The organism is Schleiferilactobacillus harbinensis DSM 16991 (genome assembly GCF_000425885.1).
GTDB classification, from domain to species: Bacteria; Bacillota; Bacilli; order Lactobacillales; family Lactobacillaceae; genus Schleiferilactobacillus; species Schleiferilactobacillus harbinensis.
In genome coordinates, this window is sequence record NZ_AUEH01000007.1 from 31,359 (window position 1) to 50,153 (window position 18,795).

Annotated in this window: 18 protein-coding genes; 10 read left to right on the forward strand and 8 right to left on the reverse strand. The window is 54.0% G+C overall.

Translation table 11 applies throughout. The features are described 5' to 3' along the window. From H627_RS0103310 to H627_RS0103325, 4 genes are all read left to right on the forward strand, one after another. Nucleotides 1-945 (forward strand): osmoprotectant ABC transporter substrate-binding protein, encoded by a 945-nt coding sequence (locus H627_RS0103310; protein ID WP_027827785.1) that lies wholly within the window; start codon nt 1-3, stop codon nt 943-945. Between the two features lie 2 nt (nt 946-947). Then, a complete protein-coding gene (locus H627_RS0103315; RefSeq protein ID WP_027827786.1) occupies nt 948-1,601 on the forward strand; it encodes an ABC transporter permease in 654 nt (217 codons plus the stop codon). Nucleotides 1,602-1,909: 308 nt separating this feature from the next. Next, nucleotides 1,910-3,166 carry a tyrosine--tRNA ligase gene (tyrS, locus tag H627_RS0103320; protein ID WP_027827787.1) on the forward strand — a complete coding sequence of 419 codons (1,257 nt, stop codon included), beginning with the start codon at nt 1,910-1,912 and terminating at the stop codon, nt 3,164-3,166. Between the two features lie 4 nt (nt 3,167-3,170). Further along, nucleotides 3,171-4,283: a VanZ family protein gene (locus tag H627_RS0103325; RefSeq protein ID WP_027827788.1), complete on the forward strand. Its 1,113-nt coding sequence runs from the start codon at nt 3,171-3,173 to the stop codon at nt 4,281-4,283. A gap of 300 nt (nt 4,284-4,583) precedes the next feature. On the opposite strand, the gene H627_RS0103330 is transcribed toward H627_RS0103325, so the two are convergent. The 3 genes from H627_RS0103330 to H627_RS0103340 form a co-directional block, all read right to left on the reverse strand. After that, nucleotides 4,584-5,516 (reverse strand): glycosyltransferase family 2 protein, encoded by a 933-nt coding sequence (locus H627_RS0103330; protein ID WP_027827789.1) that lies wholly within the window; start codon nt 5,514-5,516, stop codon nt 4,584-4,586. A 3-nt stretch (nt 5,517-5,519) separates the two neighbouring features. Beyond that, the gene (locus H627_RS0103335) at nt 5,520-5,981 is read right to left on the reverse strand and encodes a GtrA family protein (protein WP_027827790.1); all 462 of its coding nucleotides are present in this window, start codon (nt 5,979-5,981) and stop codon (nt 5,520-5,522) included. Between the two features lie 225 nt (nt 5,982-6,206). Further along, nucleotides 6,207-7,409 carry an IS110 family RNA-guided transposase gene (locus tag H627_RS0103340; protein WP_027827791.1) on the reverse strand — a complete coding sequence of 401 codons (1,203 nt, stop codon included), beginning with the start codon at nt 7,407-7,409 and terminating at the stop codon, nt 6,207-6,209. Between the two features lie 453 nt (nt 7,410-7,862). On the opposite strand from H627_RS0103340, the gene H627_RS0103345 reads away from it, so the two are divergent. From H627_RS0103345 to H627_RS0103370, 6 genes are all read left to right on the forward strand, one after another. After that, nucleotides 7,863-9,077: a C40 family peptidase gene (locus tag H627_RS0103345; RefSeq protein ID WP_051225129.1), complete on the forward strand. Its 1,215-nt coding sequence runs from the start codon at nt 7,863-7,865 to the stop codon at nt 9,075-9,077. Between the two features lie 138 nt (nt 9,078-9,215). Then, nucleotides 9,216-9,806: a guanylate kinase gene (locus H627_RS0103350; RefSeq protein ID WP_027827793.1), complete on the forward strand. Its 591-nt coding sequence runs from the start codon at nt 9,216-9,218 to the stop codon at nt 9,804-9,806. A 180-nt stretch (nt 9,807-9,986) separates the two neighbouring features. Then, nucleotides 9,987-10,724, forward strand: a complete 738-nt coding sequence (locus tag H627_RS0103355) for an amino acid ABC transporter ATP-binding protein (RefSeq protein WP_027827794.1) — start codon at nt 9,987-9,989, stop codon at nt 10,722-10,724. Between the two features lie 16 nt (nt 10,725-10,740). Further along, nucleotides 10,741-11,565 (forward strand): transporter substrate-binding domain-containing protein, encoded by an 825-nt coding sequence (locus tag H627_RS0103360; protein WP_027827795.1) that lies wholly within the window; start codon nt 10,741-10,743, stop codon nt 11,563-11,565. Beyond that, a complete protein-coding gene (locus tag H627_RS0103365; RefSeq protein ID WP_027827796.1) occupies nt 11,565-12,227 on the forward strand; it encodes an amino acid ABC transporter permease in 663 nt (220 codons plus the stop codon). The genes H627_RS0103360 and H627_RS0103365 overlap by 1 nt, the downstream gene beginning before the upstream one ends. Nucleotides 12,228-12,229: 2 nt before the next feature. Further along, nucleotides 12,230-12,886: an amino acid ABC transporter permease gene (locus tag H627_RS0103370; RefSeq protein ID WP_027827797.1), complete on the forward strand. Its 657-nt coding sequence runs from the start codon at nt 12,230-12,232 to the stop codon at nt 12,884-12,886. An 80-nt stretch (nt 12,887-12,966) separates the two neighbouring features. On the opposite strand, the gene hflX is transcribed toward H627_RS0103370, so the two are convergent. The 5 genes from hflX to H627_RS16790 all read right to left on the reverse strand — a co-directional run bounded on the left by hflX (nt 12,967) and on the right by H627_RS16790 (nt 18,764). Continuing rightward, nucleotides 12,967-14,268, reverse strand: coding sequence for a GTPase HflX (gene hflX / locus H627_RS0103375; protein WP_027827798.1), 1,302 nt, complete (start codon nt 14,266-14,268; stop codon nt 12,967-12,969). A gap of 127 nt (nt 14,269-14,395) precedes the next feature. Further along, nucleotides 14,396-14,659, reverse strand: a complete 264-nt coding sequence (locus H627_RS0103380; protein WP_027827799.1) for a hypothetical protein — start codon at nt 14,657-14,659, stop codon at nt 14,396-14,398. 208 nt (nt 14,660-14,867) lie between these two features. Further along, entirely contained in the window at nt 14,868-15,533 is a 666-nt protein-coding gene (locus tag H627_RS0103385) for a histidine phosphatase family protein (protein ID WP_027827800.1), read from the reverse strand. Between the two features lie 81 nt (nt 15,534-15,614). Beyond that, on the reverse strand, nt 15,615-16,520 hold the full coding sequence (locus H627_RS0103390) for a proline-specific peptidase family protein (RefSeq protein ID WP_027827801.1): 906 nt from the start codon (nt 16,518-16,520) through the stop codon (nt 15,615-15,617). A gap of 54 nt (nt 16,521-16,574) precedes the next feature. Then, nucleotides 16,575-18,764, reverse strand: a complete 2,190-nt coding sequence (locus H627_RS16790) for a phosphoketolase family protein (protein ID WP_051225130.1) — start codon at nt 18,762-18,764, stop codon at nt 16,575-16,577. Between the last annotated feature and the right edge of the window lie 31 nt (nt 18,765-18,795).

Here is an 18,795-nt window from a genome sequence, read left to right on the forward strand (position 1 = left end):
ATGAAAAAGACATTGTTTAACAAGCTCACCTTCCTGTTCGCGGGGGTATTGGCGGTCGTATTCCTGGGCGGTTGTTCCTTCAGCTGGCCCGGTTTAGCTGGTACATCGGCGGATACCATCAAGATTGGCTCGCAGAACACAACGGAACAGCAGATCATGGCGAATATGATCCAACAAATGATTCAGCATTACGATAAAGACACGCCAACCACGATTCTGAATAATCTGGGTTCCGGCAATGTCAGTTTCCAAGCGCAAAAGCGCGGCGATACCGACATGACCGCTATCCGGTACAACGGGACCGACTATCAGACGGTGCTTGATCTTAGCGGTGAAACTGATCCCAAAATTGTTAATGATCAAGTGTTCAAGCTGATGCAGTTGCGTTACCACATGACCTATTTTCCAAGCTATGGTTTCGCGGACACATACCAATTCATGGTGAGCCAGAAATATGCCAAGGCCAATAATCTGAAGACGATTTCGGACATGAAACGGGTCGCTCCAGATATGAAGGTCGGTATCGACCAAATTTGGGCGAACCGCCGAGGGGACGGCTATTCTGCTTTCCAAAATACTTACGGTTTCAGTTTCGGCCACGTTTATCCGATGCAAATCGGGTTGGTCTACGATGCGCTGGAAGCAGGCAAGATGGATGCCGTCTTGGGCTATTCCACTGACGGTCGAATTCGCAGCTACAATTTGAAGCTCCTGCAGGACGATAAGCATTTCTTCCCGCCTTACAAGGCCAGTGTTGTGGTGAACGATGCCGCCTTGAAGGCCCATCCGAAACTCAAGGGAATTTTGTCCCGGTTAAATGGCAAAATTAACTTAACCACGATGCAAGAACTGAACTATCAAGTGGACAACAACCTGGTAGAACCGGCCGTGGCGGCCCAACAGTTCCTAGAGAAGCACAACTATTTTGAGAAAGGGGCGGATTAATTGTGCAAGGCATGAATTTGTGGCAGCAATTGGTGTATTATTTCACCCACAACGGCCAATATATCCTGGATCAGTTTAATCGGCACTTCCTGATCTCAATTTACGGGGTGATTATCGCCGCCATCGTGGGGATTCCCATTGGCGTGTATATTTCACGGCACCGGCATCTGGCCGCATGGGTCGTCGGAGCGGCGAATGTGATTCAAACCGTACCTTCCCTGGCGATGGTCTCGATCATCATGCTGGGCTTAGGGCTTGGCGTCAACACCGTCATTTTGACCGTGTTCCTCTATTCCTTGCTGCCGATTATTAAAAATACCGATACCGGGATGCGCAATGTGAATCCGGATATTCTCGATGCTGGGAAGGGGATGGGCATGACCCGGTGGCAGATTTTGCGCCAGATCGAACTGCCCTTGTCCTTGTCGGTCATTATGGCAGGTTTGCGGAATGCACTGGTCCTGGCTATTGGGGTCACCGCTATCGGCTCCTTCGTCGGCGCCGGCGGTCTGGGCGATATCATCATTCGCGGTACCAACGCCACCAGCGGCGGCGCCATCATCCTCGCTGGGGCATTGCCCACAGCCTTGATGGCGATCATCTCCGATGGGGTGCTGGGCTACCTGGAACGGCACTTCGCGGCGCGGACCCAGTAATTTGCACCATTCACGGCTTTCTGGTACCATCAAGGCAACATGAATTCCAGTGCGGATCATCGCAGTAGGAATCGTTGCTCCTGATCAGAAAGCAAGCGGGTGCTGTGAGCTTGTCAGTCAACGATGCCGAAGTACAATGAACCAGCAGTGCTGGACGGTCGTTGATCGTTAATCGAACGAAGTTGGCGTCTTGGACGCAAGCTGGGTGGTACCGCGGCAATCAGTCGTCCCAATACACATTTGTATTGGGGCGGCTTTTTTGTTGCGTTACTGCCGACGACCCGTGAAGAAAGGGAGAAATCACACACATGGATTTAATTGAAGACTTGCAATGGCGCGGGGCCATTAATCAGCAAACCGATGCCGAGGGCTTACGGGAAGAACTCAAACAGCATCCCGTGAGTATATATGTTGGGACCGATCCCACGGGGGATTCTTTGCACGTCGGCCACTTGATTCCGTTTATGATGCTCAAACGGTTCCAGGAAGCCGGCAATCACCCGGTGATGCTCATTGGCGGCGGCACCGGCTCCATTGGTGATCCATCGGGGCGCAACAGCGAACGGGTGCTGCAATCCATGGACCAGGTTAAGGAAAACCAGGAAAAGCTGACCAATCAGCTGGTTAAATTGTTTGGCACCCAGGACTTCCAAGTGGTGAACAACTACGACTGGCTGTCTAAGATTTCAATCTTGGATTTCCTGCGGGATTACGGCAAATTATTCTCCGTGAATACGATGCTGAATAAGGAAGTCGTGGCCAGCCGGTTGGAGACGGGGATTTCATTCACCGAATTCACTTACCAGATCCTGCAATCCGTCGACTTTCTGCATTTGTTCCGGCACAACGACGTGCAAGTCCAAATGGGCGGCGCGGATCAGTGGGGCAACATCACGGCCGGCGTGGATTTGATCCACCGGATCGAGGGCCCGGAGACAAAGGTCTTCGGCTTGACGATTCCGCTGATGCTCAAGGCCGACGGTACTAAGTTCGGTAAATCTGCCGGCGGGGCGGTGTGGCTGGATCCGAAGAAGACCACGCCCTACGAGTTCTACCAATTCTGGCTCAATCAGGATGATCGGGATGTGGTCAAGTACTTGAAGTACTTCACGTTCTTAAGCCATGAACGAATCGATGAACTGGCGGATGCCGTTCAGGAGGCCCCGGAGAAGCGGGAGGCCCAACGGACGCTGGCGCAAGAAGTGACGAAGTTCGTCCACGGTGAAGACGCGGTGGTCACTGCCGAGAAGATCTCCCATGCGCTGTTCTCCGGCGATCTGCGGGCCTTGACGGCGGACGAAATTGCCCAGGGCTTCAAGGATGTACCCTCTGTGGACGTGCCCAGCGGCCAGACTGGCATCGTTGAGTTCCTGGTGGATCTGACCCATATTGAGCCGTCCCGCCGGCAAGCCCGGGAGGACGTCCAGAACGGGGCAATCTATGTGAACGGTGAACGCCAGCAGAGTCTGGACTTTGTGGTGGATACGGACGCGGCTTTTGGCGGCCATTATGTGATCATCCGCAAGGGGAAGAAGAAGTACACGTTGGTGAAAGTGCAGGCGTAAGACGATGAGCGTTTATGTCAACGACCTGCGCTCGGCGGTCTATGCGTTTCCGGTGTTAGCGTTTATCATCGCGCTGCCGTTTATGTGGTGGCATTATCACAAATACGGCGCGGTGTCCCGCTGGCGGGTCTTTTGGACCTATATCTTCGTTTTCTATCTGCTGTGTGCGTATTTTCTGATCATTCTGCCGCTGCCGGACCGGGCGGTGGTGGCGAAGCTGACCACGCCAAAGTATAATTTGGTGCCGCTGACGTTTATTCGGGAGTTTTTGAAATACAATCCATTGCAACTCGGCAACGTGCACACGTGGAAGACGGCGCTGCTGGCGCCCACCGTAATTCAGCCGGCGTTCAACGTGGCGCTGACGATTCCCTTTGGGGCCTTTCTGCGGTATTACTTCCATCGGCCGTGGTGGCAAGTGATCATCAGCAGTTTCTGTCTGTCGCTGTTCTTTGAATTGACGCAGCTCAGCGGGCTGTACGGCGTTTATCCGCGGCCGTACCGGTTGTTCGATGTGGACGACTTGCTGCTGAATACCACGGGCGGCTGGATCGGGGGCGGCTTGGCCCGGCTGGTGATGCCGATTTTGCCGACGGACGCGCAGATGGATCACAGTGCGGCCAAGCGCGCAGAAAATGTCTCGATGTGGCGGCTGGCGGGGTTCGTTGTGGACTGGCTGGCAGCGCTGCTGCTGGCTACGCTGATTGGCGTGGCTGTGAGCTTGATTGGGCGTGTTTCAGCACCGGGCTGGCTGACGTGGGCGGTACTGTTCCTGTGGCTAGTGAGACCGCCGACGTTTGGCCGACAGACGCTGGGGATGCGCACGGTGCGCTTGCAAATGCGGACGATGCAGGACAACCCAGTGTATTGGTGGCAACCGGCGGTGCGGTTCCTGGTGGGGTATGGCGTGCCGGTGGGAGTGCTGTACGGCACTGCGGAATGTGTCAATGCGATCAACGGGATCGGCTTCAGCCGGTTTACCTGGGCTGGTGTTGGAATGTTGGCGGGGTTGTTGGTGCTGTCGCTGATGTTTGGTGATTGGTTGTTGGCGTTTGTCATGCGGAGTCATTTGCTGGTGTTTGAGTGGGTGACGCGGACGAAGCTGGTGAACAAATAGGTTGGTCGTTGATTGCCGTGCCAAGTGCTTCGCAACCTCCGGCAAAATTGGGCTGGCGACGTGCAGCAAGTGTGAAGCCGAAGGCGTAGCTAGCTGTGACGGCGGTTGGAGCCCGCTGCGCGGTCTCCAAGTCGCCTAACCACATCGGCGGCGGAGCCGCCGTGTGGTTTCCATGGCTGAGCCCCATCCGCCTCCGCTTGCTTCGCATTGGCACTAGATTCGTCGAAACTGACACATTCAAAAAGAAGCATTCACGCTGAATTCATTTCAAGCGAGAATGCTTCTTTGTTTAGATTCGGATTATTTTTTCTCCTGTACAATGTAAATGGGGCGGTGTTTGACTTCTAGGTAGATGTTGCCGATGTATTTGCCGACGATGCCGAGGCAGAGGAGTTGGAGGCCGCCGACGGCGAGGAAGATGGAGACCATGCTGGGCCAGCCGGGGGTGGGGTCGCCGTTGATCATGGCCCGGACGATGATGAAGATCAAGGCGCAGACGGCGCCGACGAAGGATAGCAGGCCAACGAAGGAGGCAATGGCCAGGGGAGTCTCGGAGAAGGCGACGATGCCGTCCAGGGAGTATTTGAACAGGCTCCAGAAGGACCAGTGGGTCTCACCGGCAACGCGTTCCACATTTTCATAAGGAATGTACTTGGTCTTGAAGCCGACCCAACCGAAGATGCCCTTGGAGAACCGGTTGTATTCCGTGACGGACAAGATAGCATCCTTGACCTGCTTGGTCATCAGCCGATAATCTCGGGCACCGTCAACGATTTCTGTTTTCGAGATCTTATTGATCAGCCGGTAGAACATCCGGGCAAAGAAGGAGCGAATCGGTGGTTCGCCAGCCCGGGTGACCCGCCGGGTGCCGACGACGTCGTAGCCCTCATCAAGGATGCCGGAGAGCATCTGCGGCAGCAAATCAGGCGGGTCTTGCAGGTCCACGTCCATCACGGCAATGTAGTCGCCGCCGACATTCTGCAAGCCGGCGTAAAGGGCGGCCTCCTTGCCGAAGTTGCGGGAGAAAGAAATGTAATGAACATGGTCTGGATCTTTTTCCTGTAATTGGCGCATTTCCTTCAGCGTGTTATCGGCGGACCCATCATTGACGAAAAGATATTCGACCGCGTAGTCGGCAAGCTTTTCGTGAATGACTTTTTCCACCGTATCATAAAAAATCGGTAATGCTTCCTGCTCGTTATAACAGGGGACGACGAGACTGATTGTGGCCATTGTTTACTCCTCTTGCTTCTTTTCTGCTGATTCTTGGATATTGGTATTGGCATCACTGCTGTGGAAGATCCACTTGCTGAAAACGTAATTCATCAAAATGACCACGATTTGGTCGACGATCTTTGTCAGCATCGCGTTGGCGTGGAACAGGTCGATACCAACCCACATGATGGCCATGTCAGCCAGGTAGCTTACGCCACGAGCGGCGAAGAACCAAAACATTTCTTTGAAAAAGGCACTTGCCGTCGTGTAGGGTGACCGGAAGACCCAAGTTTTATTGGTGAAAAAGGCAAAAGTCACTGATAAAAACCAGGCGATGGTATTGGCTAGAGCCCAGCCGAGATGCAGCGACGTTTCATGCAGGACCCAAAAAGTGACCAAATTCACCAGGGTGGTCAAACCGCCGAAGAAGGCGTACATGATGAAATCATGGTACTGGTGGTAGAGATGCCGCAGCTTATCCATAAAATCCTCCCAAATTTCTTCCTTATCAGTTTACCCGTTTAACGCCGGTCAGACAACATAGAGAGCGGCGCTCGTAAACGGGCTCAGGCCGACAGAGGCTAGACAAACTATCTGATGTCAACCCCAAAAGAAAAATGATTTGTAATAATTTCTACCAGTAATTTTGCGCATCTTAAACACCGGCAGCTTTTTTAAAAATTTGCCGGTGTCGTCAGATTCGGTTGCTTATTGATTCACGATGAGCTTCTCCTCCTCCCACACTGCGTTGTATTTCAAGATGTGGAAAATGACTCGAACAAGCTTCTTCACCACGTGGCTAAGTGCCACGTTATAGTGCTTGCCTTCGCCTAGCTTCTTGTCAAAATACCTGCGCATATTCGGTGAGTATTGTGCACAGAGCCGGGCCGCCTGGTTCAAGGCCCATCGTAGCTGCGGCGATCCCCGCTTAACCATGTGCCCCGTTTCAACCTGGTTCTCACCCGAAGTACTCACTGAGGGCTCAGAGCCGGCAAAGGCTAGAACCTGTCCAGGTGAGCGAAAGCTGGCAATATTGCGCAATTCTGCGAGTATAATCGAGCCCAAGGTGTTGCCAATACCAGGCACAGTGAGCAATGGGCTCTTGATGGTTTGCATCACTTCGTTAACCATTTCTTCGGCAGTGGCTTTGCGTTCCTCTAACTGAGCAATTGCGCTGATCGTTTCGAGAAGTTCAAAACGGAGAGCAGCCGAATTTTGGCCGACCGTGTGCTTCGCTGCTTCGCGGATCTGAATAGCTCGGTCTCGTCCGTAGCGGCCTTGAGAGGCTTCTTGGACCAAATGGGTGAGAGTACGCAGATGGGCCCGAGATAGCTCTCTGGGCGACGGGTAAGCCTTAAGCAGCGCACGAACGTACTGTGTGTGTGCCATGTCGTTCTTTCCACCCAGCGTTTTCACAAGTTCTGGGAAGGTAATGTCCAAGATGCGAATATACTGTATCTTCTGTTTCGTTAGATCCTGCTTGACCCGAGCGACATAGCGTGTGGCGTACTTAAGCTCGATCATATGTGGATTGGTTTCGAAATGCACCTTATCCACATCTGTGAGGAGCTTACGTGCAATAGTCATGGCGTCCTTACGATCGGTTTTAGTTTTTCTCAAAGTGGCCGACTTTGCGAATTCCTTGATAATCAACGGGTTGTAACTGAACACTGAGAAACGATGTTCGCGAAGAAACGAGATGATGTTGTAACAGTAGTGACCGGTGTCTTCTAGACCGACTTGGATATCTTCACCTGTTGCCTTGATGAGGTTGTCTAAGGTCTCCTTCAACCGGATAAATCCCTCGATGTTGTTGGTGATCATTTGGTGGCGGACGTAAACCGTTCCGTCTGATCCGATCACTGCCACATCATGTTTGTTCTTCGCCACGTCAATCCCTGCGTAAAGCATTTTCTCGCTTCCTCACATTATGTAGTAGTGCTGTGCTCCACGAGTCTTTTGCCAATGTAACCTTGCAGTAAATAAAACATCGCAGCACTGGACCGCGCGTTATCAAACTCATTAACAATAAGACAAAAAACTGTGGTTAGAGCCTAGCCTAACCAGTACCCACTGAGGGTCCGTAGGGCACAAGTACTAATCCACAGCACTCAATATCAGTATAGCCCGGAACCGGTACTAACTGATAAACCCAATATACAAGGGCAGAAGGACAACCGGGCAAAAACCTCAGTGCGGGTTTGTGCCCGGTTGTCCTTCTGCCTACGCCTCTGACCGTCGGCCTTCGCCCTCTGGTGACTAAGTAGTAACCTCGCCGTAACCCAACTGTAACCTTGCTCTGCTATTCTTAATCCTGTTGCCGAATCAGTGGCAAACGACAAGCATACGCGGGAGTGGACATCTTTGAAGACAAGTAAACAATTTTTGCGGGTACTGAGCGTTCTAGCATTAAGCGGCACGTTAGCCACCAGCCTGACCAGTGTGGTTCGGGCCGATAACATCAGCGATACCAAGGACAAGATCAGCAGCAACAAGAGCACAACGTCCCAATTACTGGCCAAGATTCAGGATCAGCAAAAGACGCTGGCGAAGCTGAACAATCAAGTTTCTGAAAAAATCAATGATATTGATGCCAACCAAAAAGCAATCGCGTCAGTGACCAAAGAAATCGCCGCCTTCGACACGAAGATCAGTGCTGCCCAGAAGCAGGTCACTGATCGGACCGACGTGTTGAAGAAGCAATTGGTGGCTTTGCAAAAACAAAGCAGCAATTCTATTTCCGGCAATGTTTACGTGGACTTCGTTTTAAATAGCAAGGATTTCTCCGATTTGATCAGCCGTTCCATGACAGTCAATAAGCTGAGTGCCGCTAACAAGGATGCGTTGGATGCCGTCAACGAGGCTAAGCAGCAATTGTCTGACTTGCGTCAAGACAAGGCGGACAGCAAGCAATCCTTAGAGGATAAGCAAGCGACCCTGGTCCAACAGAAGAATGATCTGGAAACTCTGAAGACCAATGCCCAGAAGCAGCAGGACGCCTTCAATAAAGAATTAGAGGACCACAAGGGTGAATTAGCCGCTTTGCAGGCCCAATTGAGCCAGCAGACTGCTGACGCCGCGAAGAAGGCCCAGGAAGACGCGGCTAAGCAGGCCGCGGCCCAAGCAGCAGTCGCTCAGGCCGCAGCCAGCGCGGCAGCCGCTTCGGCGAGCAGCAGTTCTTCGGCCAGCAGCCAAAGCAGCACGCCGACCAGTACCGTAACCACCGGTTCGAACCAAGGCAGCTTGATTGCTAACGTGCAGCAATATCTGGGTGTACCTTACGTTTGGGGCGGCACTACGCCGGCCGGCTTTGACTGCTCCGGGTTGATCTACTATGCCGCCCAGCAGGCCGGTATGAGCCTGCCGCGGACTTCCCAAGCCCAGAGTACCCTCGGCACCCAAGTCTCCGTCAGCGACCTGCAGGCCGGCGATCTGGTCTTCTGGGGCGGCGTTGGCTCCGCGTACCACGTCGGCATCTACATTGGCAATGGCCAATACATCCACGCCCCGGCGCCTGGTCAAAATGTGACGGTCGGCAATGTGGCTTACTTCCGTCCGGACTTTGGCCGCCGCATCTAATCTGATTATTTATTAATAAAGTCCCACTTTCCGGCTCGTTTCTATTTTTAGAAACGAGCTTTTTCTTTCTCAATCCCCCGTTCCCTGGCATACTTTGGTAGAATAGACTTAGCACATTGTATGAGGAAGGGTTAACGCATGGCTAAAAAGAAGCACAATGAACTGTGGATCATCACCGGGGCGGCGGGTACTGGGAAAAACACCGTCAGTGAGTATTTGTATTCCCAATATGGCATTCCCCGGGTGCTGACCCACACAACGCGGGCTCCGCGGTCAGGGGAGCAGAACGGAGTCTCGTACTACTTCGAAACGCCGGAGACGTTTGCCCAGAAGCACCTGATCGAGCAAGTCACTTACGATGGTCATCAATACGGCTCGTCCCGGGAAGCCTTGCAGAAAGCCTGGGAGAAGCACCGTATCGTCAGCTTGGTACTGGACACCGAAGGCGCAAAGAGTTATATTGAGACCTTTGGCAATCACATCTTCTTGCTGTTTATTACGGTGCGTCATCCCGACAGCCTGCGCCAACGCATGATTGATCGCGGCGATCAGCCCGTAGCCGTTGAAGCTCGGCTGCACAGCCCGGAGTATCAGCGGGATCTTAAATTACCAGAAGAACTGGTCCCGGTCGCCCACCTGATCCACAACGATACATGGGTAGAAGCAAAGCAGGAGATTGACGCCTTACTCAAACGCGAAGCGGTGCGCATGGCGTCCGAAGAACTCTAAAAATGAGTTTACGATGAGTTGTGCTCAGACATCCTCATCTTTTCATTAATTGGTTCAAACCGCACCATTAAGCCATTCACATCAGTTGTCACGTATTTTTTCGACAAATTACGTGACAACTGCTTTTTTTATCATGTATTATAGTAATTGTAAGTTCTACAAGAGAAGGGGATGCTGTCCATGTCAATGATTGAGTTTCATGACGTCGAGAAGTATTATGGCAAGTTTCATGCCCTTTACCACATCAATCTCACAGTTGAAAAAGGTGAAGTGGTTACAATAATCGGACCTTCGGGCTCGGGCAAGAGCACCTTGCTGCGGACAATCAATGGCCTGGAACGAATCAGCTCCGGTCAATTGATCGTCAATAATTTTGATTTGGCGGATAAGAAAACGGACATGAACCGGACCCGCAAAAATGTGGGGATGGTTTTCCAGCATTTTAATTTATACGCCAACAAATCTGTCTTAGACAATATCACCTTGGGACCGCGGCTGGTCTTGAAGGAATCCAAGGATAAAGCCGAAGAAGAGGCACGAGCGCTGCTTGATCTAGTCGGTTTATCTGAAAAGGCCAAGAGCATGCCCAACCAGCTCTCTGGCGGCCAGCAGCAGCGGATCGCCATCGCCCGTTCCTTGGCGATGAAACCCCAAGCGATCCTGTTCGATGAACCGACCAGTGCGCTGGATCCGGAAATGATCGGCGATGTATTGAACGTTATGAAGAAAATTGCCGAGCAAGGCATGACAATGATCGTCGTGACCCACGAAATGGGCTTCGCCGAAGAAGTGGGCGATCGGGTCGTCTTCATGGATAACGGCCACATTCTGGAAGATTCCAAGGACGTCAGAAGTTTCTTTGAGAAACCCAAGGACGAACGGGCGCAGGAATTCTTGAGCAAGGTCATCAACCATTAAGATCGGAGGGACAGGTATGCGCAAATTTAGAAACTGGCTGTGGCTCTTGCCGCTGCTGGTGCTGTCCGTTCTGTTGAGCAGTTGCGGCACCAAGTCCGTGGCCGATGAGGATATCCTGGACCGCGCCCGGGCAACGAATTCCGTCACCTGGGGGGTCAAGAATGATACCCGGCTGTTCGGGCTGATGGACATCAGCAGCGGCGAAATCAAGGGCTTCGATATTGATATCGCTAAAGAAGTATCTCGGCGGATCTTCGGCCAAAACGTTAAGATCAATTTGGTGCCGGTCACCAGTCAGACCCGGATCCCGTTGCTGAAAAACGGGAACGTGGACGCCATCATTGCCACGATGACGAATACACCGGATCGGCAAAAGGTTGTCGACTTTTCAGATACTTACTTCAACGCCGGCCAAGCGCTGCTGGTGAAGAAGGGCAGTCCAATCAAGAGTGTCAAAGACTTGAATAAGAACACGAAGGTCATTGGGGTCCAAGGATCCAACTCCGTGCAAAACATTAAGAAAGTCGCGCCCGACGCGCAGGTCCTGCAACTGAGCGATTACGCCCAGGCATTCACAGCTCTGCAATCAGGTCAGGGCGATGCATTGACGACCGATAACGGGATCCTTTACGGGATGTCCGCCGACAATCCTGATTACGTGGTGGTCGGCGGCACTTTCACTAAGGAACCTTATGCCATTGCCGTCAATAAGGGCCAACGAGATTTTCTGGACCAGATCAACGTCGCGCTGTCATCCATGCGGACCGATGGCACATATAAGAAAATCGAAGACAAATGGTTCGGCAACATCGCGGGCTTCTCGGATGGGGGGTTGAAATAATGTGGACCATTTTTACCAATAATTTCGGCATGTTTATGGAAGGGCTCGGCTATACGCTGGGTGCCAGCTTGCTGTCGCTGTTCTTCAGTTTGATCATCGGGACGATCTTTGCGCTATTGCAGATCAATCCTAGCCGGACGGCGCGCATCTTTGGCCGGATCTATGTGGAATTCTTCCGGAACGTGCCCTTGCTGGTCATCACGATGTTCTTCTACGTCGTGATTCCCCGCCTCGGCATTCCCCTGAGCGGATTTGCGGCCGGGTCCATCGGCTTGACCCTGTACACTTCTGCGTTCATTGCAGAGACCGTGCGGGCGGGCATTCAATCCGTTGACCCGGGCCAAATGGAAGCGGCGCGCAGCAACGGCATGACCTATGTCCAGGCGATGCGCTACATCATTTTGCCCCAGGCCATCAAGATCACCGTCCCGCCGCTGGGCAACCAGTTCATTAACCTGGTCAAGAACTCTTCCGTCTTGGCCTTTGTCGCCGGGTTCGACTTGATGTATCAAGGCAATTTGATTGCCTCCACCACGTTTGAAACTACCACGACCTATGCCATTGTCGGGATACTGTACTTAATCATTACTCTGCCGATGAGTTACGGTATGACCTACCTGGATCATCGCTGGTCTGGTAGAAACACGAGAGAGGAGGCTTAACCATGGGTGATTTTGCAGGTGCTTATCAATGGGTGAATATCCGCTATCTGCTCCAAGGATTGTGGGTCACCGTGGCCTTGTCCGCCGTCTCGATCGTGTTCAGCTTTATCATTGGGTCGGTGCTGGGACTGTTGCGGTACATGAAGATTCCGTTCTTATCTAAAATCGTTGGTTTCGTCATCGATATTATCCGGAACTTGCCGTTGCTGCTGATTCTGTTCTTCACTTACTTCGGCTTGCCCAGCTTAGGAATCCGACTGGATGCCTTACCGGCGGCCATGGTGGCGATGACGGTCTTTGAATCAATGATGCTGGCTGAAATCATCCGGGGCGGGATTCAAGCTGTGGATCCCGGCCAGATGGAGGCTGCTCGGAGTAATGGGCTCTCATACGGGCAGGCGATGTTCCATATCATTTTGCCCCAGGCGTTCAAAAAAATGATTCCGGCCATCGTGTCCCAGCTGATTTCGCTGGTCAAGGATACGTCCTTGGCGACGATCATTGTGCTGCCGGAGTTAATGTACCATGGTCAGGTGATTTATGGGCAGAACACGAACTACATGGTGCCGATCTTTATTGCACTGACGGTGCTGTACTTCATCGTCTGCTTCTCGTTGTCGCTGATTTCGCGGTATTTAGACCGGCGGTTAGCGGCTTAAGATTTGGACTAATTGGATGCAACAAATAAGAGGCGATCCCGAGTGGGGTCGCCTCTTGGCGTTGGTAGAAAAACTTTGCCCTACTTCGCCGCTGCTACGGCCGCCTGGACATACTCCGCAAACCGGCCGCGGTCGATGGGGCCGAGCACTGCGGTGACGGCGGTGCCGTCGTCAGTGTAGTGCTCAGACTTCACTTCCGTGTTGTCCCGCAAGTAGTTCACGACATCGCCCTTGGTGAAGGGCACGAGGAGGTCAGTGGTGACGTAGTCCTTGTAGAGCAGCTCATTCAGGGTCTGACCCAGCAGGCGGATCGAGTTGGGGTCCGTGGCGGACAGGGTCAAGGTCATGCCTTCGCGGTCCGGATAATGGGTATCCGAGCGCAAATCGGCCTTGTTGTAGACGGTGAGCATTGGGATATCCTTGACGCCAATGGCATTCAGGGTCTCCTCAGTGGTGGCCATCATTTCCCGGTAGTGGGGATCGGCGAAGTCGACGACTTGGATGAGCAGATCCGCATCCCGGGCTTCGGCTAGGGTCGCCTTGAAGGATTCCACCAGATGGTGCGGCAAGTGGGAAACAAAGCCGACGGTGTCGCTGAGCAGGAAATGACGGTGATTGGGTAATTGCAGCTTGCGCACACTGGTATCCAGGGTCGCGAAGAGCTGGTTTTTGACCATCACCTGCTTGTCGGTCAGTCCGTATTGCTGCAGCATGCCGTTCATCGTTGTGGACTTGCCGGCATTGGTGTAGCCGACCAGCGCGACGGAGGGCAGGGCCTGATGGATCCGGCGGTCCCGGCGCGTGTCCTGGGCGCGCATGATCTCCTTCAACTCATTGCGCATGTGCGTGATCCGTTTGCGGATGACCCGCTTGTCCAGTTCCAGCTGGGTTTCACCAGCCCCCCGGTTAGCCGTAGCGCCGCCGCTGGCACCCCGGCCACCGCCTTGCTGGTCGAGGGGATTAGCAGACGGGTGGACCCGGGGCAGGGCGTACTCTTCCCGGGCAATGGCTACTTGCAGCTTGGCTTCCCGAGTTCGGGCCCGAGAAGAGAAGATGCGCAGAATCAATTCCGTACGGTCCATGACAGACAGCTTGGTGATTTTTTCCAAATTTCGGGTCTGGGACGGGGTCAAATCATCATTGACGACGATGATCGGCACGTCTTCACCCCGGGCTTGGGCGGCCATTTCTTCCACTTTGCCCTTACCGAAGTAAGTGGCGGCGTCAATGTGGTCGGCCCGTTGAGTGACCTTGCTGGAGACGGTCATACCCGCGGCAGTGACCAGTTCGCCCAGTTCAGTCATGGTGTAATCAAAATCCGCCTGTTGGCGGTCTAAGCCGGCGATGATCGTCGGGATGGTTTGTATCGTTGTATCTTGCATTGAATACCTGCTTTCTTAATGCACTCAGTTTCAGGATAGCACAGTGACGCGTTTTCTGGAAAAGAAAAGACCGAGGTCCATACGTCAAGCGTACAGACCTCGGTCTAGAGCAGCCGGATAAATCAGATTAAGCGGCTAACGGGACCATCATGTAGTGATTCTCGGGGATCAAGTTGCCATTGGCGTCCATGACGTCATTCACGTCACTAACGGCCTCGGGCTTGATCATTGAGAACAACGACGTTAAGTATTCGATCACGTCACTGCCCGTAACGTGGCCGGCATGTTCCGCCGCAAAATGGTCCGTAATCAACTCTGTCATCTTGTCCTGTGCTTGCGCTTGGGTCCGTACCAGTACGAATTGTAAAAAGTCATTTTCTAAAGTAGACATCGCGTAAACTCTCCTAGTCTTTTTGTAGTGCATTCTAAATTCTTGACTGACAGGGACTTTTTTATTCCCTTACAAAACTTCAAGAGAGATTATAGCACATGGATTTGATGTTGCAACCTTTTTTGCTTTACCCGACTTTTACTGGATTTTACCAACCGCGGGAGATAGCGCCGGTCAACGTTTTGTGACGAATTGTTAAGATTCGGTATCACTGCAACAAGCCTGCGGTATTGTTGTAGTATACGACGGTGATACCGCTATCGGTGAGCTGTAATTTGGTGATACTGGCATTCTTCGGACTTTCTTCCACTGGAAATTGGCCTTTGCCGAATTTGTCCGTAATGCTGCGGATGGTGGTGCCATGGGAAACCAAGAGTACATTGTCGCCGTGGCGGTTTTCTTCCCGCAGCATCTTGAAGCCCTTCATCAGCCGGGTCCAATAAGTAACGGCGTTCTCGGCATCATGGAAGGGGTCGGCGGCGTGCATGAAGTCTTTGGTTTCGTCCAATGAATGGTGCTGCAGCAGCGACCCGAAATTCCGCTGACCGTGGGGCATCGCGATGGCGTACCAGGTCTGCGCGGAATCGGCGCCTTCAAAGTAGCCGTAAAATTGTTCCCGGAACAGCGGTGTCGTCTTGTACGGAATGGTGGTATTCAGGTTGTGGCTGAGGATGATGTCCATTGTGTGCTGCGCGCGGGTGGTGTCCGATGAGTAAGCGTGGGTGAAGGTCATGTGGCTCAAACGCTCCCCCACGGTGTGGGCGCCGGCGATCCCTGCGGGAGTGAGGGGCGAATCGCTCCAGCCCTGCATTTTGTTGTATTTGTTGAAATAGGTCTGACCGTGGCGAATCAGATAGACGTTAACTGTTTTCATGGGTTTCCTCCAAAAAGCGGCCCAAACAAAGAAGATTGCTTGGGCCGACCATACAAAGTGATTATTTTTTGATCCGTACGATTACATTGGGAAACGGTTGTTTTCTACATCCAAGATGAATTTCTTCAAGTGGCTGAAGTATACCGGCGGATTATCCATCATGTGGTGATGTCCCGCACTCGGCGTCGTTTCCAAACGGGAATGGGGAATGTCCTCAGCCATGCGCCGAGCGGAACTCAGCGGCATCGTTTCATGTTCGCCAAAAGTCAGCAGCGTGGGCACTTGGATGTTCTTCAACTGACCGCGCAGGTCGAAATCCTTCAGCTTGCCGGTGACCACGAATTCGTTGTCGCCCTGGAAGGCGTTGTACACGGCCGTGGCCATCGTGGGGATCAGATGCTGGATCGGTGACGGGTAGCGGCGGTCAACGTATTCCCGGTTCAACACTTCGACACAGTCCTGATACCGCTTATTATGCCAGTCGCCATTGGCCTCGCACTGTTCCATGAACTCGACGTCCTCCTTGGGCAGCGCCGCGGCACGGATCTGCTTCAAGTGTGTCAAGTACTCGTCGATGTTGTCGATCATGGACGAAATGATCGCGCCTTTCAGGTGCTGACCATACTTCAGCGCGTACATCATCGTCAATGCACCGCCCCAGGATTGACCGATCAGGTAGAAATTGTCCAAGCCCAGTTTTTGCCGAACTTCTTCCACTTCGTCCAAATAATAATCATAGGTCAGGTATTTCTCAGCAATGGCCGGGTCGGAATAGTCCGGTTGATCGGAGTAGAAAGAGCCCAGCTGATCGTACATGGTGACCTGGACGCCGATATCAGAAAGCTCTTCACCGAAGTTTTCCCAGTATTCGTGGTTGCCGCCAGGACCGCCATGGAGGCAGAGGAGATGGATGTCGCCGCTGCCTTGGGTATTGGTCCAAAGATGGTAGCCATTATCCAGGGTGATGATCGTTGTACCTTGTTTCATATGCTGTTGCACCTTTCGTTTGCCAGGGCCGCGGCCCTGTTTCTGTGGATATCTTTATTTTACCTTATCCGGGAGCGGGGACAAGGCCCGTTCAGCGGAAAATAGCGCGTTGTGGGCATGGTACCAAGCGTCGTTGGGCTGACGATCCAGCTGCCGGTACGCGGCCATGGCGAGGCTGTATCGATCCAGTCCGTTCAAAGCGGTCAAAACCGCCGGCGTCGTTACGCCGCCCTGATTGTTGAAGCCATGGAGGTCGAAGGGCGCGTGGTCCCGGCCGTACAGCAGGCTGGCCAGCAAAGCGGGATAGCCGGGATAGGCGGCTACCACTGGTACGCCCTGGGGGAAGAGGCTGTTGAAGGTCGCCTCGGCCAACCCGTTGGGGTCCTGCTCAGATTGGCGCAGGACGAGGGGCCGGACAAGACAGACGACGCGAATCGCCAGCGCGGGATCCGCTGTATGGAGCAAATGGACCGCCCCGATGGTTTCGGCGAAAGGCCGCATCCCGCCGGCCAGCAGCACAATATCCGGCTTTTTCTCCGGATGGATCGTTGCCCACGGGACGGTATCGACACCATTATGCACCAGCGCAGCGGCCTCCGCCGTGGTGAACCAATCAGGCATCGCGCTCTTGCTGGCCACGATCAGGTTGACGTGGTGCTGACTGCGCAGCGCACGGTGGGCACTGGCCAGCAGCATGTTGGTATCCGCCGGCAAATAGATCGTCGCCGTGCTGGCGGGCAGTGAGGCCACAATATCCTGCATCAGCGGGTTTTGGTGGGAGTAGCCGTTATGCCCTTGTTCCCAGACATCGCCAGTGGCCAGCAGATTGAGACTAGGCTCCGTGTCCCGCCACTGGAAGCGCTGGGCCTCCTGCAGCCACTTGCCATGCTGGGCAACCATACTGCCGACGATGGGCAAGAAGGCCTCATAACTGGTGAACAGCCCCTGTCGGCCGGTGAGGGTATAGCCCTCCAGCAGACCTTCATCCAGGTGTTCGGACACCACATTGGCCGTGGCCGGCTGATCCAGCTTGTTCAGGTGAACGGAACCGAGTTCGTCGGGGCTCAACAGGTGCAGCCGATGTTCCGGTGCCAGACTATTGAGATAGGTGCCGAGAACCGCCGTTGGACTTTCGCTGCGGGCACCGCGCTTAGGCACCGGCCGGTCCGGCAAGTCCGGCAGGCGCCAGCGATGGAAGTGGTGGTGGGCCGCCGGGTTGTTCGTGATCCGCCGTTCTTTGGGCGGCAGCAAGTCGAGAAAGGCGGGGCTGAGGGCGCCCTCGGCGGTGAATAGAGCGGTCGGTCGATGCGGCTGGAGCCATTTGGTTAACGCCGCCAAGCCAGCCGCCGGGTCATCTGGATCAATGGCGATCGGCAGCTGATGACTAGCTGCCTCGCCGGCCTCCGGCCCCGTCCAGCCCTTGGGCGTGGTCAAGATCAATACCGGCAGGGGTTGGTCAACGCCTCTCTGCCAAGCCGCCATCTTATCCCAAGCTTGGGCGAGTGCCAGATACAGGGCGTGGTGAATGTCCTGGCCGGGGGTCAAAGAGACCCATAGCGGTGCCCAGCCTTGGCTGTCAAAGAAGGCCTCAACGGCCTCCGGCGCCATTTCGCTGAAGACGGTCCGAGACGCCATGGCAAAACCATTGCGCAGTACGATGGGGAAAACCGCGCCGTCATGCTGCGGGTTCAAAACCCGGCTGACCTGCCAACTCGCCGCCAACGGCCCGGTCTCGGCCTCGCCGTCACCAATCAAGGCCACCGCCCGGGTCCCCGGACTGTCCAGCACGGCGCCGGCCGCATGAGCCAGCGTGTACCCCAGCTCGCCGCCGGTCTGGATCACGCCGGGCACATCCGGCCCAGGATGGGTCGCATGATGCAGGGTGGCAAACCGGCGAAACAGCGTCAGCAAGCCCGCCTTGGTTTGGGGCACTTCAGGATACGCCTTGGTGTAGCTGCCCTCTAAGAAACTGTTCAGCAGCGGCACTTGGCCGCCGTGACCGGGACCGGTGACCACCAAAGCAGAGGTGTCGTAGTTTTTCAACAGCTGATCCAGCCCGGCCCACACTAAATTCTGGGCTGGGGCGGTACCCCAATGGCCCAGCGGCGGCTGCTTCAAGTCGCTGGCAGTCAGCGGCCGGTCCAAGAGAATGTTGTCCTTTAAGTACAGAATTGCGGCACTTAGATAATTCAGCGTGTGAAAAATAGTTGCCGCGGCTTGTGTCTCGTTCTCATCAGTACGCACTATGCCATCCCACTTTCTATGACCCGAAAGA

What these genes read in the sequence shown, in the direction of transcription:
- tyrS (WP_027827787.1), top strand. Translation starts at nt 1,910, where the DNA reads ATGGATTTAATTGAAGACTTGCAATGGCGCGGGGCCATTAATCAGCAA.
- H627_RS0103390 (WP_027827801.1), bottom strand. Translation starts at nt 16,520, where the DNA reads ATGAAACAAGGTACAACGATCATCACCCTGGATAATGGCTACCATCTT.
- H627_RS0103310 (WP_027827785.1), top strand. Translation starts at nt 1, where the DNA reads ATGAAAAAGACATTGTTTAACAAGCTCACCTTCCTGTTCGCGGGGGTA.
- H627_RS0103350 (WP_027827793.1), top strand. Translation starts at nt 9,216, where the DNA reads ATGGCTAAAAAGAAGCACAATGAACTGTGGATCATCACCGGGGCGGCG.
- H627_RS0103360 (WP_027827795.1), top strand. Translation starts at nt 10,741, where the DNA reads ATGCGCAAATTTAGAAACTGGCTGTGGCTCTTGCCGCTGCTGGTGCTG.
- H627_RS0103355 (WP_027827794.1), top strand. Translation starts at nt 9,987, where the DNA reads ATGTCAATGATTGAGTTTCATGACGTCGAGAAGTATTATGGCAAGTTT.
- H627_RS0103385 (WP_027827800.1), bottom strand. Translation starts at nt 15,533, where the DNA reads ATGAAAACAGTTAACGTCTATCTGATTCGCCACGGTCAGACCTATTTC.
- H627_RS0103365 (WP_027827796.1), top strand. Translation starts at nt 11,565, where the DNA reads ATGTGGACCATTTTTACCAATAATTTCGGCATGTTTATGGAAGGGCTC.
- H627_RS0103325 (WP_027827788.1), top strand. Translation starts at nt 3,171, where the DNA reads ATGAGCGTTTATGTCAACGACCTGCGCTCGGCGGTCTATGCGTTTCCG.
- H627_RS0103340 (WP_027827791.1), bottom strand. Translation starts at nt 7,409, where the DNA reads ATGCTTTACGCAGGGATTGACGTGGCGAAGAACAAACATGATGTGGCA.
- H627_RS0103380 (WP_027827799.1), bottom strand. Translation starts at nt 14,659, where the DNA reads ATGTCTACTTTAGAAAATGACTTTTTACAATTCGTACTGGTACGGACC.
- H627_RS0103330 (WP_027827789.1), bottom strand. Translation starts at nt 5,516, where the DNA reads ATGGCCACAATCAGTCTCGTCGTCCCCTGTTATAACGAGCAGGAAGCA.
- hflX (WP_027827798.1), bottom strand. Translation starts at nt 14,268, where the DNA reads ATGCAAGATACAACGATACAAACCATCCCGACGATCATCGCCGGCTTA.
- H627_RS0103335 (WP_027827790.1), bottom strand. Translation starts at nt 5,981, where the DNA reads ATGGATAAGCTGCGGCATCTCTACCACCAGTACCATGATTTCATCATG.
- H627_RS0103370 (WP_027827797.1), top strand. Translation starts at nt 12,230, where the DNA reads ATGGGTGATTTTGCAGGTGCTTATCAATGGGTGAATATCCGCTATCTG.